This window comes from Mucilaginibacter sp. JRF (assembly GCF_015223065.1).
In the GTDB taxonomy this organism is placed as follows: Bacteria; Bacteroidota; Bacteroidia; order Sphingobacteriales; family Sphingobacteriaceae; genus Mucilaginibacter.
Genome location: NZ_JADFBY010000004.1, coordinates 161,091 through 176,603, shown reverse-complemented (window position 1 = coordinate 176,603; position 15,513 = coordinate 161,091). Strand labels below are relative to the sequence as shown.

Here is a 15,513-nt window from a genome sequence, read left to right as displayed (position 1 = left end):
TATACCTTTACCACATTCTGAAAAATAGATATTGATACATGGTTAAATTCAACCGTTTTACACTGGGCAATGGCCTGCGGGTAATTGTTCACGAAGATAATACAACACCCATGGCGGTGGTTAATATATTGTATGATGTGGGCGCGCGCGATGAAAACCCCGAACAAACCGGTTTTGCCCACTTGTTTGAGCACCTGATGTTTGGCGGCTCGGTAAACATACCGGCTTATGATGAACCCTTGCAGCGCGTAGGTGGCGAAAACAATGCATTTACCAGTAACGATATTACCAACTATTACATCACCCTGCCATCGGCCAACCTGGAAACAGCTTTTTGGCTGGAGAGCGACCGCATGCTTAGCCTCGCCTTTAGCGAGAAAAGCCTGGAGGTGCAGCGTAATGTGGTAATTGAAGAATTTAAGCAGCGTTACCTTAATCAGCCTTATGGCGATGTTTGGTTAAAGCTGCGCCCAATAGTTTATAAGCAGCACCCTTATCGCTGGGCTACCATAGGGCAGGAGATAGCCCATATTGCCGATGCTAAGATGGAGGATGTTAAGGCATTCTTTAAAAAGCATTACAACCCCCAAAATGCCATTATGGTAGTGGGTGGCGATGTTACTACCGAGCAGGTAAAACAGCTGGCCGAAAAATGGTTTGGCCCTATCCCCGCAGGTGAAAAATATAACCGCGACCTGCCCGTTGAACCCGAACAGCACGAGGAACGTCGCGATACGGTTACCGCCAAGGTGCCTTTGAATGATGTTTACATCGCTTTCCAGATGTGTGGCAGGCTGGATGAGGGTTACCACGCTGCCGAGTTAATGTCGGATATCTTATCGCGCGGTAATTCGGCGCGGTTGTACCGCAGTTTGGTTAAGGAGAAGCAATTGTTTAGCGAGGTACATGCCTACATAACCGGTAGTTTGGATAAAGGCATGTTCGTGCTTGAGGGCAAGCCGCTGGAAAACATCACCATTGAAGCTGCCGAGGCGGCCATTTGGCAGGAGCTGGAACGATTAAAGGAGGAAGAAATACCTGCTGACGAACTGACCAAGGTGCAGAACAAAACTGAATCGACCATGGTATTCTCGGAAATGGCATTGCTTGAAAAGGCCATGAACCTGGCCTGGTTCGAGCTGTTAGGCGATGCCGAAATGCTGAACCACGAAACCGAAAAATACCTGGAGATCACAACCGCGCAGATCAGGGAGCAGGCCAATGCCATATTCAGGCGAGATAATTCATCAACCCTGGTTTACCTGGCCGAGAAATCAGTTTTAAGCGACGAACTGGCAGTTGACAGTGAGCAGTAAGCAGTGTGCAGTAGTTAGTTTGCAGTTGGCCGTTAAACAGTTTGCAATGCCCAATGACGAATGTCTAAATGACAAATGACCAATGACAATAGATAGAACAACAGCGCCTGAATTTAAGGCGATAAATGATATAAGTTTAATTGAGCCGCAGCATATTAAGCTGGCTAACGGCTGTAATGTGTTTTGCTTTAACAACGGCGGACAGGAGCTGCTGCGGATGGAGTGGGTGTTTGGCAATCTGCGTTTTGATGCCGCCAAGCCACTGCTTAACCAGGCCATAATGGCCCTGCTTACCGAGGGGACGCAAAACTATACCTCGGCACAAATTGCCGATAAGGTTGATTTTTACGGCGCGTTTTTACAAGCCGAGTATGGGTTTGATCATTCGCAGGTTACGTTGTTTAGCCTTAACAAGCATTTAAGCGAAACCTTGCCGATGGTTAAGGAAGTGCTCACCAATGCCATCTTCCCGCAAAAGGAGGTGGAAACCTATGTGCGCAACCAACAGCAAAAATTGCAGGTAAGTCTGCAAAAAAATGATGTGGTGGCACGCCGGGTGTTCAACAAGGCCCTGAATGGGGATACCATTTACGGTTTCGCTGCCGAGGCTACGCACTACCAGGCGCTTGACCGTGCTGATCTGCTGGAGCATTACAAACACATGTTCCGCCCGGATAATTGTACGCTCATCATCGCCGGTAAAATAGAGCAGCAGGCGCTGGATATGATCAACGATCTGTTCGGCAAAAGCTGGGAGAACAACGGCGAACCGGCCGACACTACTCAACCAGAAGTAGTGCGTGGTACCGAGTATCTTTATTATGTAGAGAAAACGGATGCCCTGCAATCGGCCATACGTTTAGGTATACCGGCCGTTAACCGTACCCACCCCGATTTTCCGGCCTTACAGGTTTTGAACACCGTTTTGGGCGGCTATTTTGGTTCAAGACTCATGACCAACATCCGCGAGGATAAGGGTTATACCTATGGCATAGGCTCGGGTATCAGCTCGTTAAAGCATAACGCGTTATGGTTCATCGCATCCGAAGTTGGGGCCGATGTATGCAAGGCCGCCATTGCCGAGATAGAGAAAGAACTGAACCTGCTACGCACAGAACTGATAGCCGATGATGAACTGGTACTGGTAAAAAACTACATGCTTGGCTCACTGCTGGGCAGTCTGGAAAATGTTTTTTCGCATGCCGATAAGTTCAAGAATGTATATTTCGCAAGCATAGGGCTTGATTATTACCAGCAATACACCCAAAAGGTAAAAGCCGTTACCGCTGCCGAGCTGCAACAACTGGCTAACCAATACCTCAACTTTGATAACTTTTATAAGGTTATTGTGGGTAAGTATTGATGGGGTAGGAAACAAAGAAATAAAGAAAGAGGCGGCAAATTAAGGCCGCCTCTTTTGCATTATCACCCCAAAGCAATATTAGGGCTGGCCGGTACGAATTAGTTGCCCACCATTCGGAAAATCAAAATAAAATCTTACCTTTGCCCGGCAAATAATAACTCCTAAAATTATTTGCTATGCAGCCAGACTCCTCAAAATTTGTCGCCGAAGGTTTAACGTATGATGATGTATTGCTATTACCGGCATACTCAGAGATACTACCGCGCGAAGTTGACACATCCTCTTATCTTACTAAAAAAATAAAGCTGAACGTGCCGTTGGTTTCCGCCGCTATGGATACCGTTACCGAAGCACAGCTTGCTATTGCCATTGCGCAGGCAGGTGGTTTGGGCATGCTCCACAAAAACATGAGCATACAACGCCAGGCCGATGAAGTGCGCAAGGTAAAACGCTCAGAAAGTGGTATGATACAGGACCCGGTTACCCTTAACGTAAACGCTTTACTGGCTGATGCCTTTAAGATAATGCGCGAGTTCAGGATAGGTGGTATCCCGGTAGTGAGTGATAATGGCGAGCTTAAGGGCATCATCACCAACCGCGACCTGCGTTTTGAGAAAGACGGCAACAAAAAGGTTGAGGATGTAATGACCAAGCTTAACCTGATCACCGCGCCAAAAGGCACTACGCTGATACAGGCCGAGGAGATATTGCAAAACCACAAAATTGAAAAACTGCCTGTAGTTGATGATCAGAATATACTGATCGGTTTGATCACCTTTAAGGATATCCAGAAATTTAAGAATTTCCCTAACGCCTGTAAGGATGAGCATGGCCGCCTGCGTGTAGGCGCCGCGGTAGGCGTAACTGCCGATACTATGGAGCGTGTTGATGCCCTGGTTAAAGCCGGTGTTGACGTTATCGCTATTGATACCGCCCACGGTCACTCAAAAGGTGTTATTGATAAACTGAAAGAAGTAAAAGCCAAATACCCTGACTTGCAGGTTATAGCCGGTAACATTGCCACAGGAGATGCTGCCAAAGCCCTTGCCGATGCAGGTGCTGATGCCGTTAAGGTGGGTATTGGTCCGGGTTCAATATGTACTACCCGTATCATTGCCGGTGTAGGTGTACCTCAATTATACGCGGTTTACGAGTGTGCTAAAGCCCTTGAGGGTACAGGCGTACCAGTAATTGCCGATGGTGGTATAAAACACACAGGTGATATTGCCAAGGCTATTGCAGCCGGTGCAAGCTCTATTATGGCTGGTTCGCTGTTTGCCGGTGTTGAGGAGTCGCCGGGCGAAAGCATTATATACGAGGGCCGCCGTTTTAAATCATACCGTGGTATGGGCTCGATAGAGGCTATGGAGCAAGGCTCAAAAGATCGTTATTTTCAGGATGTTGAGGATGATATCAAAAAACTGGTACCTGAAGGCATTGTAGGCCGTGTACCATACAAAGGCACCCTGGCCGAAATAGTTTACCAATACGTAGGCGGTTTACGCGCCAGTATGGGTTACTGCGGCGCTAAGGATATACCAACCCTGCAAAAAGCCAAGTTTGTACGCATAACGGCTTCAGGCATCCGCGAATCGCACCCGCACGATATCACCATTACAAAAGAAGCTCCGAACTATACCCGCTAAGCGGTAGAGTTAACTGCATAAAAAAATGCCTTACCGATACGGTAAGGCATTTTTTTTTAAAAATACTGGTGTTGGTACGCTATCTTTATAAATAACATTGTTTTGAAATAACAACTATGAAGATATTGAGCAAGCAGGATGCTGTAATTTTTTTTTCGATAGATCCATACTATTTTGAGAAACATGAGGAAATGGATCGAAGATACAATACACAATCCTGGTGGCGCCGTGCGGAAAAGGATACCTATATTTTAATACACGGTATTTCTTACAAGGTTTGGGATAGAGCTTCAGGCGATCAGTTTATTAAGTATGAGCGCCGACTTAAACTGCATTGTATTATTGAAGATATTTCAGAAGATAAAGTTGATATTTTGAAGATAAAAGAGGAGATGCATATTGCTTCAAGTGAATTTATGGAGCAAAATAGCTTTTCTTTTTTTGAGCGATTGAGGTTCCCGGTGATAGATTTTTCGGAGAGGTTGGAAAGAGAAAAAGAATCATTTTTAGTAATGACCGAGCAACAAGAGCCTTACGAGAGCAAATCGGAAACACAAAAGGAGGTTGAAAGATTATCTGAAAGAAGCAAGTTCTCAGTCGGTATAGATGTTGACTGATTAAAATCCATTATACCATAAAACACAAAGGCTGATCTTAATGAAAAGATCAGCCTTTGTGTTTTATAATTAAAGTAAAAATTATCTGGTTGTTGCTTTGGCATCCTTAGCTACCACCTCACCCACAATAATCAGGTTTTTTTGAGGCGTTTTAGCGTTCGAGGTTACCACAATGGTTTTGCTGAATGGCGATACCGCGGCAGCATTGTAAGTTACTTTGATGTTACCTTTTTCGCCTTTTTTAACAGGGGTTTTGGTAAAATCGGCAATGGTACAACCGCAAGTTGGCCTTACATCAGCCAAAATAAGTGGTTCATCGCCGGTGTTGGTGAACACAAAAACAGTTGAAACCGGAGTGCCTTGCGGAATTTTTCCGAAATCGTGTTTTTCTTCCACAAATTTAAATTCTGGTTTGTTGTCTTGCGCCGAAGCTGTTAAAGCAAAGCCGAATACGACCGCGCATATCATTAATAATTTTTTCATATTCACAATAGTTGGTGTAACAAATATACTTATATTAAATATAAACGTACGTTAATTGACGGTTGTTTGATTGTAAAATATAAATTTACAAAATAGAATTTTATAATTTTACCGCTCAAACGGAATTTTATATGTCAAAAACTGCCCTCTATACCGCCGGAAAAGATGATGCTGCCGAGCTCAGTTTTGATGATTTTAAAAAGATCGTCATTAATGATTACCGTGTAGGCTTTGAAAGTCGCCAGGCAAGTTTGCTTGGTCGCCGCGAAGTGCTTACCGGTAAAGCCAAGTTCGGCATATTTGGCGACGGTAAGGAGGTGGCGCAAATTGCCATGGCCAAGGCCTTCCGTAATGGCGACTGGCGCGCGGGCTATTACCGCGATCAAACCTTCATGTTCGCTACGGGCATGAGCAATTTGAAAGAATTTTTCGCGCAGTTATATGCGCATCCTGATACTGAAAAAGAACCCGCATCGGGCGGCAGGCAAATGAATTGCCATTACGCTACCCGCTTTGTAAATGATGACGGCACGTGGATAAACCAGGTTGAGAACATGAACTGCTCGTCAGACATGTCGACCACCGGGGGGCACCTGCCGCGTTTATTAGGGCTGGCCTATGCTTCAAAGCTGTATCGCCAAAACCCGGATCTGCACCAGTTCGATAATTTTTCGATATGTGGTAACGAGGTTGCCTTTGGTACTATTGGCAACGGCTCAACATCCGAGGGTTTGTTTTTTGAAACCTTTAACGCCGGTGGTGTATTGCAGGTGCCTATGGCCATCTCTGTTTGGGATGATGCTTACGCCATATCGGTACCCGCCAGTCTGCAAACCACTAAAGAGGATATATCTGAAGCTTTACAGGGCTTTCAGCGCGAAAAAGGCACCAATGGTTACGAGATATTTAAAGTACGCGGATGGGATTATGTAGCTCTTTGCGAAACCTACCAGTATGCCATACGTGTTTGCCGCGAGCAGCACGTACCTGTATTGATACACGTTACCGAAATGACCCAGCCGCAGGGTCACTCTACATCAGGCTCGCACGAGCGCTATAAATCAACCGAGCGTTTGGCCTGGGAGGAGGAGTACGACTGCCTGAAACAGATGCGTAAATGGATGATAGAATCGGCCATTGCAACGGTTGAGGAGTTGGACGAAATGGAGGCTACGGCCAAAAAATACGTACGCGAGTGCCAGCGTGAAGCCTGGAACGAGTTGACTACCGAGATAGAGGCCGAAATGGATGAAACTGTTAAGCTGATAGATCAGCTGGCGCAGTATTCATCAGCCAGAGCCGAAATTACCGCTATAATTACCCGCCTGCGGGCCGAGGTTGACCCGGGACGTAAGGATATGACCACCGCTGTACGCCAGGCCCTGCGCTTAACCGCGCACGAGCAGTTGGCCGAACGCCAACCCTTGCTGGATTGGCTGACCGAGGAGCTTGCTAAAAACGGTGTTCGCTATAATTCAAAGCTGTTTTCAAATACGCCATACTCGCCGCTTAACATACCTGTTGTAGCTGCCGAGTATGATGATAACGCCAAACTGATTGATGGCCGTGAAGTGCTTAACGCTTGCTTTGATGCCAACTTTGAGCGCGACCCGCGTATTGTAGCTTTTGGTGAGGATGTAGGCGCCATTGGCGACGTTAACCAGGGCTTTGCAGGCTTACAGGCCAAATACGGCGATCTGCGCATTACGGATACCGGTATCCGCGAATCAACCATTATAGGGCAGGGGCTTGGGCTTGCCATGCGCGGCCTTAAACCTATTGCCGAGATACAATACATGGACTACCTGTTGTATGCCATGAATGTATTGAGCGATGACCTGGCCAGTTTAAGCTACCGCACCGCGGGCGGCCAAAAAGCGCCGGTAATAGTGCGTACCCGTGGCCACCGTTTAGAGGGTATATGGCATTCGGGCTCGCCAATGGGAATGATATTGAGTACTATGCGCGGCCTGCATGTTTGCGTTCCCCGTAACATGACCCAGGCTGCCGGTATGTACAACACCCTGCTGCGTGGCGATGAACCTGCCATTGTTGTGGAATGTCTGAACGGCTATCGCCTTAAGGAAAAATTACCGGCCAACGTTGGCGATTTTACCGTGCCATTGGGCAAAGCTGAGGTATTGAATGAGGGTACTGATATTACCGTAGTATCGTACGGATCAACCCTGCGCGTGGTACAGGAGGCATTGCCCGAGCTGCATAAGCTGGGCGTTAGTGTTGAGCTTATAGACCCGCAAACATTATATCCGTTCGATCTGGATAATGCCTGTGGCGCATCGCTGCAAAAAACCAATAAGTTGCTGGTGGTAGATGAAGACCTGCCCGGATCAGCATCGGCCTATATATTGCAGCAGATACTGGAGAACCAAAAAGGTTATTACTACCTGGATGGCCAACCACAAACCCTAACGGCTAAAGAACACCGCCCGCCATACGGCTCGGATGGTGATTACTTTACCAAACCCAATGTTGATGATGTAATTGAAGCGGTATATGCCATGGTGAGCGAAAGCAATCCGAATAAATTTCCGCCGATATTTTAAAGTGTTATATTTGATATATAAACTTTAAAACTTATCATGAAATTTCTTTTTAAGATGGTGCTGGCACTTGTGTGCCTTTGCTCATCAGCATCTGCACAAACAAAAAATTCTAATGAATTCGGCGTTCAATTTGGTATGAATGCGTCGAGCTCGAAACTCGGTATTATGGATGAAACTCACTATAGAGTTGGGTTTAACGCAGGTGTTTCAATAGATCATTACTTTTCTGAAAGCTGGAGTATTAAGGCGAAGGTTCTATATGATCAAAAAAGCTGGGAAGGCCCCTCTTTATTAATGAGGGGCGCTTTGTATGGAGCCCAATATGATTTTAATTATTTAACTATTCCGGTTTTAGCCAACTGGCACTTTGGCCGTACCAAAAATTGGTATCTGAATCTTGGACCATATACAAGTATATTATTAAATGTTGAGGAAGTAGGATCTGATAGGGATGTAAGATCAGCCTTAAACGATCTTGATCTGGGTATCGGTATCAAGATACCGCTTTCAAATAGGGCTAAACTGTTTTTTGAACTTAATGGTGAAAAAGGATTAAATAATATTGTTAACGAGGGTTCGGGCGCTATTGATCCGCAGTAACGTTTCGAGCATTAATGTTGGGTTGAATTTTTAAAAAGCTTTCTAAGCTAAAATAAACTATTTACTCTTTAAATGTTGACGATATATAAGCGGTGCCGACATGGTAAACTAAAGCGATGTGAATAAATTTCGGCCGATACTTTAAAGTATTATATTTGCGCCGTAATTTTTTTAGCAAACTTTATCACACTCATGACAAAATTCTTCAAAGCAGTGTTAGCACTGGTGTGCTTCTGCTCAGCGGCTTCCGCGCAAACAAAAAACTCTAACGAATTCGGTGTTCAAATTGGCTTAAACGGCGCAACCGTACATGCTGATGGCATAACCAACAGTAGCTACCGTGTTGGCTTTAACGCCGGTGTATCAATTGATCATTATTTTTCAGAAAGCTGGAGCTTAAAAGCTAAACTGATCTACGATCAAAAAGGTTGGGACAATGGCTATGTAGCTTTTGATAATTTACGAATGACCACCGATTACAGCTTAAACTACTTAACCATACCTGTATTAGCTAACTGGCATTTTGGTCGTACCAAAAACTGGTATTTGAATTTTGGTCCGTATGCCAGCATACTGCTTTCAGCATCAGAAGTTGCGGGTGGTACTGATTTAAAACCTTACATGGCAAGCCCTGAAATGGGTCTTGATTTGGGTATAGGTGTAAAGATCCCCGTATCAGACAAAGCCCGTTTCTTTATAGAATTCAACGGACAGGGCGGAATTTCTGATCTGTTCAAAGATAATTCAGGTTCAACCATACGTAGCTCAGTATCGGCACTAAATATTGGTATTAATTTCTAAAAATACCTGACTCAAATTAATTGAATAACAATGCCTTCCTGATATATTTGGGGAGGCATTGTTATTTGTATGAAATACCTTATCCTTATCCTGCTGCTAACATTTAGGCTGAATAGTTTTGCCCAATATCCGTTTGAGAAATATCCTAAACCTAAGTATAGGGTTATACCTTTTAAAGTGGTAGTTGATAATGGTGAAAGCTATGTTTTACGATCAGCAAATTATAAAGGGTATCATATCACCATAGAGCAAGATACCGGCCGGGTAAAAACCCTATGTTTATATTACAAACAAAAGCTCATCAAAAGGATACAGCCTGACTTAGGTTATAAAAAAATAACCTTACAGTCAGATATTGCACTTTACGCCGCTGATATTGATGGTAATGGCCTGGTCGACTTTAAATTTAAGAATTACAATAACGGTAGTGGTTTAGCAAGTGTACGGATGCATAAACTGTTCTTGTTCAATAAAGGCAAAAACAAATTCTCTGCTGTGCAATACATGGACTTTTTTGATAATATTGAGCGTGACCTGAATGGCGATGGGTGCTTTGAGATAGTTACACAGCATTATTTATTACAGAACAACCACTCTTACTGGGTATTTGATATGTTCAACTTTCGGGATGGAAAGTTTGTTAATGTAAGCGCTGAAAATAATTGTCCAATATTAGTTCAGTTGCTATATCGTGATAACTATAAAATAACCAGGCACTTTAGCCGCAAGCAAATGCGCAAGTTCTCATTTAAAAAGCCTGAGCTTTTTGAGTATTTCGAGTAATTAAGTCACAGCTATTACTGTAAAATTTATGGTCTGTAAAATATTGAATTACAATGCCTTCCTGATATATTTGGGAAGGCACTGTTTATCATGAAATACCTCATCCTTATTATCCTGCTAAACTTTGGGTTGAATAGTTACGCCCAATATCCGTTTGAGAAATATCCGAAACCTAAGTATAAGGTTGTGCCTTTTAAGGTTATTGTTGATAATGAAAAAAAGTATGTTTTACGATCAGCAAGTTATAAAGGGTATCATATAACCTTAGAGGATGTAGATAGTGAAGCGCAAATACTTCGATTGTTCTATAAACAGAAACTCATCAAAAAATTACAATCGGATTTAGGTTATACCAGGTTGACTTTAGAAACAGATTCTACCCTCTATGCTGCCGATATTGATGGTAATGGCTTGGTCGACTTTAAGCTAAAAACCTACAATAATGGTAGCGGTTTGGCTGGCTCGCGAATGAATAAACTGTTTCTGTTCAATAAAGGCAAAAACAAATTCTCGGCCGTGCAATACATGGATTTTTTCGATAATATTGAGCGTGATCTGAATGGCGATGGGTGCTTTGATATAGTTACACAGCATTATTTATTACAGAACAACCACTCTTACTGGGTATTTGATATGTTCAACTTTCGGGATGGAAAGTTTGTTAATGTAAGCGCCGAAAATAATTACCCTATACTGGTTCAGCTACTATATCGTGATAACTATAAAATAACCAATCACTTTACCCGCAAGCAAATGCGCAAGTTCTCATTTAAAAAGCCCGAATTTTTTGAGTATTTCGAGTAATTAAGCCAAAGCTATTACACCACGCCATAAAATTTATTTAATTTGCGCCCGTTTTTAAAGCAAGATCAAATTTTATGGATAACAGCACATTTTCAACTATATCAACCGTAATTAAAACCCGCCGTACTATTAAACCGGGTATGATGAACGGTCAAAAAATTCCAAACGGGCACATTGCCGCTATTCTTGAACTGGCCGACTGGGCTCCAACCCACGCCTTTACCGAGCCCTGGCGCTTTGTGATCTATGAAGATCCGACCGTTTTCTGCAAGCAACACGCCGAACTATACAAAACCCACACCCCGGCCGAAAACTTTAAGGAGGCTACTTACACTAATCTGCAAAACCTGGGCAACAATGCGTCGCACGTGGTTATTGCGGTTATGAAACGTGGTGCCAACCCTAACATCCCGGCTATAGAGGAGGTTGCGGCGGCATCGGCAGCGGTACAAAACATTTTGCTGGCGGCTACATCGCTAAACATCGCCTCGTTTTGGAGCACCGGCGGCATGACGCTTAAACCGGCCATGAAAGATTTTCTGGAACTTGGTGAGGATGATGCCGTGCTTGGTTTACTGTACTTAGGCCATACTGATAATCAGCCTGAAGGCCGCAGGGTTACCCCGCTTGAGCAAAAGGTCAAATGGGTTAAATAAGGTCAAAAATTTAACTTTAATATTTAAAATAGCCTTAAAAGAAATTTATTTTCTTTTAAGGCTATTTTATGTAAATGGGGTGACAATAAATCATCCGTTTGTACGTATATTTGTATAACAATTCGGGATTAACGATCCTTTCTATACCTAAATCTCAGAGCTTTTAAAATTATTAACTGATAAATTTTAACTGAGTATGAGAAAAAATTTCTGGTGGGTGATCTGCGCTTTTTTGATCGTGTTTTCGATAGGTTTTATCAGCTGGAGTCCTGCTGCAAATGGTAAAACAAGTGCAAATAAGGTCGCCTCAACCACAAAACATGCTGCCTCGCTTAGCGAATTGTACGGACAGTATGTTACCGATATTTATAATACCGCGCAGCTACAGCTAAGCGGTATGGATGCCTTTGTATTTCAAAAAGCCATAACAGGTTACATTAACCTTAAGCTGGCACACAAATTACCCGAAAACAGCAGCGTTATTACCGTGGTTGATTTTAACAGATCGAGCCGTGAAAAACGTATGTGGATAATTGATGTGGTAGCCAAAAAGCTATTGTTGAATACATGGGTATCGCACGGGCAGGGTAGTGGTGATGATATGGCCACCGCTTTTTCAAACACCGAGCATTCGCACCAAAGCAGTTTGGGCTTTTATGTTACCGATGATGTTTACGTAGGTAAACACGGTCGCTCATTAAAACTGGATGGTATGGATTTAGGTTTTAACAGTAATGCCCGCCAGCGCGCCATTGTGGTACACGCTGCCGACTATGTGAGCCAATCCTCAATTAATCAATTGGGCCGTTTAGGCCGCAGCCATGGTTGCCCCGCGGTATCGCCCGAGGTGTGCGAAACCGTTATCAATACCATAAAAGGCAAAAACATGCTATATATTGCCGGTAATGATAACCGTTACTCGTCAAAATACCTCGACGAAAATGTAGCCGAACAATTCCTGTTCCCTGCTATGCAGGCAGATACGGCACAGGTACTTTAATAATATCCTTCATTTTAAATAAACGTAAAACGGGGCAAGCCGCCAGGCCTGCCCCGTTTTATTTGCTGTAATTGTTTGGAATAATTACACCGTTATCAGCTTTTTCATGTGGCCATACAGTACCACATCTAACCCATACACATCCGGCCTGAACTGCAATTTGCCGCTGCTATCGGCCCAGCAGGTAACGTAGGTAAGGTATACCGGTACCTTGTTGGGCAGGGCAATATTGGTAGGTTCGTCGCTTGGGTTATCCATTTTATCCACAATCTTGTCGTATTTTTCGCCTTCGCCAAACAGGGCTTCGGCAAGTTTTTTGGGTTCTTCAACACGTACGCAACCGTGGCTAACGGCACGCATGTTTTGGTTAAAGGCATTTTTGGCAGGGGTATCGTGCAGGTAAACGCTGCTGCCGTTTTTAAACAGGAATTTTATTTGTCCTAATGCGTTCTCATCGCCGGGGCGTTGCTTAAAGGTATAGCCTCCTTTTGATGCCTTGCTCCAGTCAATACTTTCCGGGTCATCTACCTTTTTGCCATTATGGTACACATCAATGCCTTTATTATCCAGGTAATAAGGGTCATTAGCGGCCTCAACCGTAATTTCTTTAGTAGCTATGCTTTTCGGGATATTCCATACCGGGTTAACCTGCACGGTGTATATCTCGCTGCTTAGCTGCGGCGTTTCGCGCGAGAAAGGTTGGTCGGTCTTATCGCTCTCGTTATATTCTACCAGGCTTTTTTCCTTATCCATATTGCGGCCTTCGCCCACACAAACCTTCATATTCAGGGCCGATTTACCGTCTTCCATTACATCCAGGCGGTAATCAGCAATATTTACGATGACGTATTTTTTAGCGTCGGGTTTATTCTTCCAGCGCAGGCGTTCAAGGTTAACGGCAAAGTAGCGCTCGCTTTCTTCGGGCGACATACCCGGAGCCTGCACCTTATCCGTTAAGGCCTTTTGCAGCGCCTTGTATTGCGGGTTAGCGGGTTGTATACTATCCAGGTATGTTTTTAACTCCTTAACCGCGAATACCGATCTCATGGCCGCGCTGTCCGGTCGCTGGGTTTTTGTATAGTAACGCTGGTATATCTTCTGCGGACTGATCAATCCGTACTGTAATGCCATTGAATACCTTATCAGCGAGTTGGCTGCAAGCAATTCCAATTTGGCAAGGGTACTGTACGCTTCGTCGACGTTTTTTATCGCCTTTTTATCTTTAATATGGGCAAGCAGGATTTTAATGCTATCACCCCTGAATATTTGCGGATTAATGCCATGCTGCGCCGCGTTACCTAAATAAGTGGTAAGGCTTTGCAGGCCATCGCCCTTAATATTGTTGAGCACCAGTACAGGCTCGTAGTTGTTTTGTTTATAATATGATGATATAACTTTAGGGTAGCTGATAATGGCCTTGTTATCGGCCATGGCTTTGTTAAATGCCTCGGCATAACCCTCGTCGGTCATTTGCTTAAATGCCTTGTTGCCGGTAGCTTCGGCCAGTTTTTTCCCTAAATCTGATTGGCTTTTTTTACATCCGGGTATAATGGCTATACAAATCAGGATGATAGATGCGATAAGCAGTAGTGGTTTTTTATTATATATTTTGGTTATCATAAATGGATAAATGTGTTACACCGTATAAAGCAATAGCCGTACCACATAGTATTTACACAGGGCTTACGCTGATGAATTGCTTTTTATATAGCTTAGTATTATGGATGATAACAAACTCCCGGAAGTATGGCAGCGTGGCCCAACAGCAGGTGTACCGGCATTATTACAGCCCGTGGCACATGCCTTATTGCAGGCAGATGAGGAGATTACAGCCCTAATGGCCGATTTTCAGAATAATATGTTGTACGAGAAGCCGGCAGGTTTAGCATCGCCCGCTTTCCATTTGCAGCACTTAACCGGCGTGTTAGATAGATTGCTGACCTACGCCCGTGCGGAAATGTTATCGCCGGAGCAGTTAAATTATCTTGCAAATGAGGGCAAGGTGGCCGAAAAAGCATACACCGCAACCCAACTTGCCGCAGCCTTTAGCAGCCAGGTGCAAAAGGCTATCCATCAAATAAAACATACCGACGAAAGCACCCTGACCGACGGGCGCGGGGTAGGGCGTGCGCAAATACCCTCAACCGTAATAGGCCTGTTGGTGCACGCTGCCGAGCATACCATGCGCCATACGGGGCAATTATTGGTTACAGTGAAAATATTGCAGGCAAGCTTATAATATCAGTTCGCCAACATCGCGGTGGTTGGTGATGCGGTAATCGGCATCGGCGGCGGTATACCTCTTTTCAGGATCGTACAGTACGGTTTTAATGCCTACAGCTTTGGCTTCCTTAATTTCAGATTCCGGGTCGTCGCCAACTATCAATACTTCCTCAGCCTTGTAATTGTATTTTTCCAGTATCTGGGTAAAAATGTGGCGTTTGGTTTTTTCGGTACTGTCGGGGTCAACCACGTATACCTGTTTAAAATCCGCGGCTATGCCCAGCATTTTTACCTTGCTGTTTTGCAGCTTAACAAAACCGGTAGTCACCAGGAATTTATCGGCATCAAGCGTTTTAACGTAGCGGTAATCATCATAAGCCTGCATCGGCTTGCTGTAGGTGAGGCCACGCAGATATTCGGTAGCTTCTTCCTTCAGCTCATCGCTAAAGCCAAATTCATCAGCCACCTTTTGAAACGGGCGGCGGGTGATCTCCTCTTTAGCCGCTTCAACCGAAGCCAGGCTGAGGCCATCGGCATTGTCATCGATCAGCTTGTACAAGCCATCAAATAATCCGTCGGAGATGGATTTTACCGGGTAAATGGTATTGTCGAGGTCGTATATTAAAGCACGTATCATGTAAAGATAACGTGCTTTTT

General features: G+C 44.3%; 15 protein-coding genes. 12 read left to right on the top strand and 3 right to left on the bottom strand.

The features are described 5' to 3' along the window. Positions 1–38 precede the first annotated feature (38 nt). From IM792_RS12140 to IM792_RS12125, 4 genes are all read left to right on the top strand, one after another. Positions 39–1,316, top strand: coding sequence for a pitrilysin family protein (locus IM792_RS12140; RefSeq protein ID WP_194102143.1), 1,278 nt, complete (start codon positions 39–41; stop codon positions 1,314–1,316). 82 nt (positions 1,317–1,398) lie between these two features. Beyond that, entirely contained in the window at positions 1,399–2,679 is a 1,281-nt protein-coding gene (locus IM792_RS12135) for a pitrilysin family protein (protein ID WP_194102142.1), read from the top strand. A 176-nt stretch (positions 2,680–2,855) separates the two neighbouring features. Next, positions 2,856–4,325, top strand: coding sequence for an IMP dehydrogenase (guaB, locus tag IM792_RS12130; protein WP_194102141.1), 1,470 nt, complete (start codon positions 2,856–2,858; stop codon positions 4,323–4,325). A 116-nt stretch (positions 4,326–4,441) separates the two neighbouring features. After that, entirely contained in the window at positions 4,442–4,942 is a 501-nt protein-coding gene (locus tag IM792_RS12125; RefSeq protein ID WP_194102140.1) for a hypothetical protein, read from the top strand. Between the two features lie 81 nt (positions 4,943–5,023). Here IM792_RS12125 and IM792_RS12120 read toward each other — a convergent pair whose 3' ends face one another. Next, positions 5,024–5,425, bottom strand: coding sequence for a DUF1573 domain-containing protein (locus IM792_RS12120; RefSeq protein ID WP_194102139.1), 402 nt, complete (start codon positions 5,423–5,425; stop codon positions 5,024–5,026). Positions 5,426–5,556: 131 nt separating this feature from the next. On the opposite strand from IM792_RS12120, the gene IM792_RS12115 reads away from it, so the two are divergent. The 7 genes from IM792_RS12115 (at position 5,557) to IM792_RS12085 (ending at position 12,633) form a co-directional block, all read left to right on the top strand. Further along, the gene (locus tag IM792_RS12115; RefSeq protein WP_194102138.1) at positions 5,557–7,989 is read left to right on the top strand and encodes an alpha-ketoacid dehydrogenase subunit alpha/beta; all 2,433 of its coding nucleotides are present in this window, start codon (positions 5,557–5,559) and stop codon (positions 7,987–7,989) included. 36 nt (positions 7,990–8,025) lie between these two features. Next, positions 8,026–8,589 (top strand): porin family protein, encoded by a 564-nt coding sequence (locus IM792_RS12110; RefSeq protein ID WP_194102137.1) that lies wholly within the window; start codon positions 8,026–8,028, stop codon positions 8,587–8,589. A 192-nt stretch (positions 8,590–8,781) separates the two neighbouring features. Then, on the top strand, positions 8,782–9,390 hold the full coding sequence (locus IM792_RS12105) for a porin family protein (protein WP_194102136.1): 609 nt from the start codon (positions 8,782–8,784) through the stop codon (positions 9,388–9,390). Positions 9,391–9,459: 69 nt separating this feature from the next. Next, a complete protein-coding gene (locus tag IM792_RS12100; RefSeq protein ID WP_194102135.1) occupies positions 9,460–10,173 on the top strand; it encodes a hypothetical protein in 714 nt (237 codons plus the stop codon). 90 nt (positions 10,174–10,263) lie between these two features. Further along, the gene (locus IM792_RS12095) at positions 10,264–10,977 is read left to right on the top strand and encodes a hypothetical protein (RefSeq protein WP_194102134.1); all 714 of its coding nucleotides are present in this window, start codon (positions 10,264–10,266) and stop codon (positions 10,975–10,977) included. 74 nt (positions 10,978–11,051) lie between these two features. Beyond that, positions 11,052–11,633: a nitroreductase family protein gene (locus IM792_RS12090; protein ID WP_194102133.1), complete on the top strand. Its 582-nt coding sequence runs from the start codon at positions 11,052–11,054 to the stop codon at positions 11,631–11,633. Positions 11,634–11,829: 196 nt separating this feature from the next. Next, complete coding sequence (locus tag IM792_RS12085; protein WP_194102132.1) at positions 11,830–12,633, top strand: murein L,D-transpeptidase catalytic domain family protein; 804 nt, start codon at positions 11,830–11,832, stop codon at positions 12,631–12,633. Positions 12,634–12,717: 84 nt separating this feature from the next. Here the strand turns inward: IM792_RS12085 and IM792_RS12080 are convergent, their stop codons facing one another. Then, positions 12,718–14,253 carry a L,D-transpeptidase family protein gene (locus tag IM792_RS12080; RefSeq protein WP_194102131.1) on the bottom strand — a complete coding sequence of 512 codons (1,536 nt, stop codon included), beginning with the start codon at positions 14,251–14,253 and terminating at the stop codon, positions 12,718–12,720. Positions 14,254–14,353: 100 nt separating this feature from the next. On the opposite strand from IM792_RS12080, the gene IM792_RS12075 reads away from it, so the two are divergent. Continuing rightward, positions 14,354–14,872 carry a DinB family protein gene (locus IM792_RS12075; protein WP_194102130.1) on the top strand — a complete coding sequence of 173 codons (519 nt, stop codon included), beginning with the start codon at positions 14,354–14,356 and terminating at the stop codon, positions 14,870–14,872. Here the strand turns inward: IM792_RS12075 and IM792_RS12070 are convergent. Then, positions 14,867–15,493, bottom strand: coding sequence for an HAD family hydrolase (locus tag IM792_RS12070; RefSeq protein WP_194102129.1), 627 nt, complete (start codon positions 15,491–15,493; stop codon positions 14,867–14,869). The genes IM792_RS12075 and IM792_RS12070 overlap by 6 nt on opposite strands. Positions 15,494–15,513 lie beyond the last annotated feature (20 nt).

Coding starts and splice junctions, on each gene's coding strand:
- IM792_RS12135 (WP_194102142.1), top strand. CDS start 1,399: ATGACAATAGATAGAACAACAGCGCCTGAATTTAAGGCGATAAATGAT.
- IM792_RS12075 (WP_194102130.1), top strand. CDS start 14,354: ATGGATGATAACAAACTCCCGGAAGTATGGCAGCGTGGCCCAACAGCA.
- IM792_RS12110 (WP_194102137.1), top strand. CDS start 8,026: ATGAAATTTCTTTTTAAGATGGTGCTGGCACTTGTGTGCCTTTGCTCA.
- IM792_RS12090 (WP_194102133.1), top strand. CDS start 11,052: ATGGATAACAGCACATTTTCAACTATATCAACCGTAATTAAAACCCGC.
- IM792_RS12125 (WP_194102140.1), top strand. CDS start 4,442: ATGAAGATATTGAGCAAGCAGGATGCTGTAATTTTTTTTTCGATAGAT.
- IM792_RS12105 (WP_194102136.1), top strand. CDS start 8,782: ATGACAAAATTCTTCAAAGCAGTGTTAGCACTGGTGTGCTTCTGCTCA.
- IM792_RS12080 (WP_194102131.1), bottom strand. CDS start 14,253: ATGATAACCAAAATATATAATAAAAAACCACTACTGCTTATCGCATCT.
- IM792_RS12085 (WP_194102132.1), top strand. CDS start 11,830: ATGAGAAAAAATTTCTGGTGGGTGATCTGCGCTTTTTTGATCGTGTTT.
- IM792_RS12070 (WP_194102129.1), bottom strand. CDS start 15,493: ATGATACGTGCTTTAATATACGACCTCGACAATACCATTTACCCGGTA.
- IM792_RS12120 (WP_194102139.1), bottom strand. CDS start 5,425: ATGAAAAAATTATTAATGATATGCGCGGTCGTATTCGGCTTTGCTTTA.
- IM792_RS12100 (WP_194102135.1), top strand. CDS start 9,460: ATGAAATACCTTATCCTTATCCTGCTGCTAACATTTAGGCTGAATAGT.
- IM792_RS12095 (WP_194102134.1), top strand. CDS start 10,264: ATGAAATACCTCATCCTTATTATCCTGCTAAACTTTGGGTTGAATAGT.
- IM792_RS12140 (WP_194102143.1), top strand. CDS start 39: ATGGTTAAATTCAACCGTTTTACACTGGGCAATGGCCTGCGGGTAATT.
- IM792_RS12115 (WP_194102138.1), top strand. CDS start 5,557: ATGTCAAAAACTGCCCTCTATACCGCCGGAAAAGATGATGCTGCCGAG.
- guaB (WP_194102141.1), top strand. CDS start 2,856: ATGCAGCCAGACTCCTCAAAATTTGTCGCCGAAGGTTTAACGTATGAT.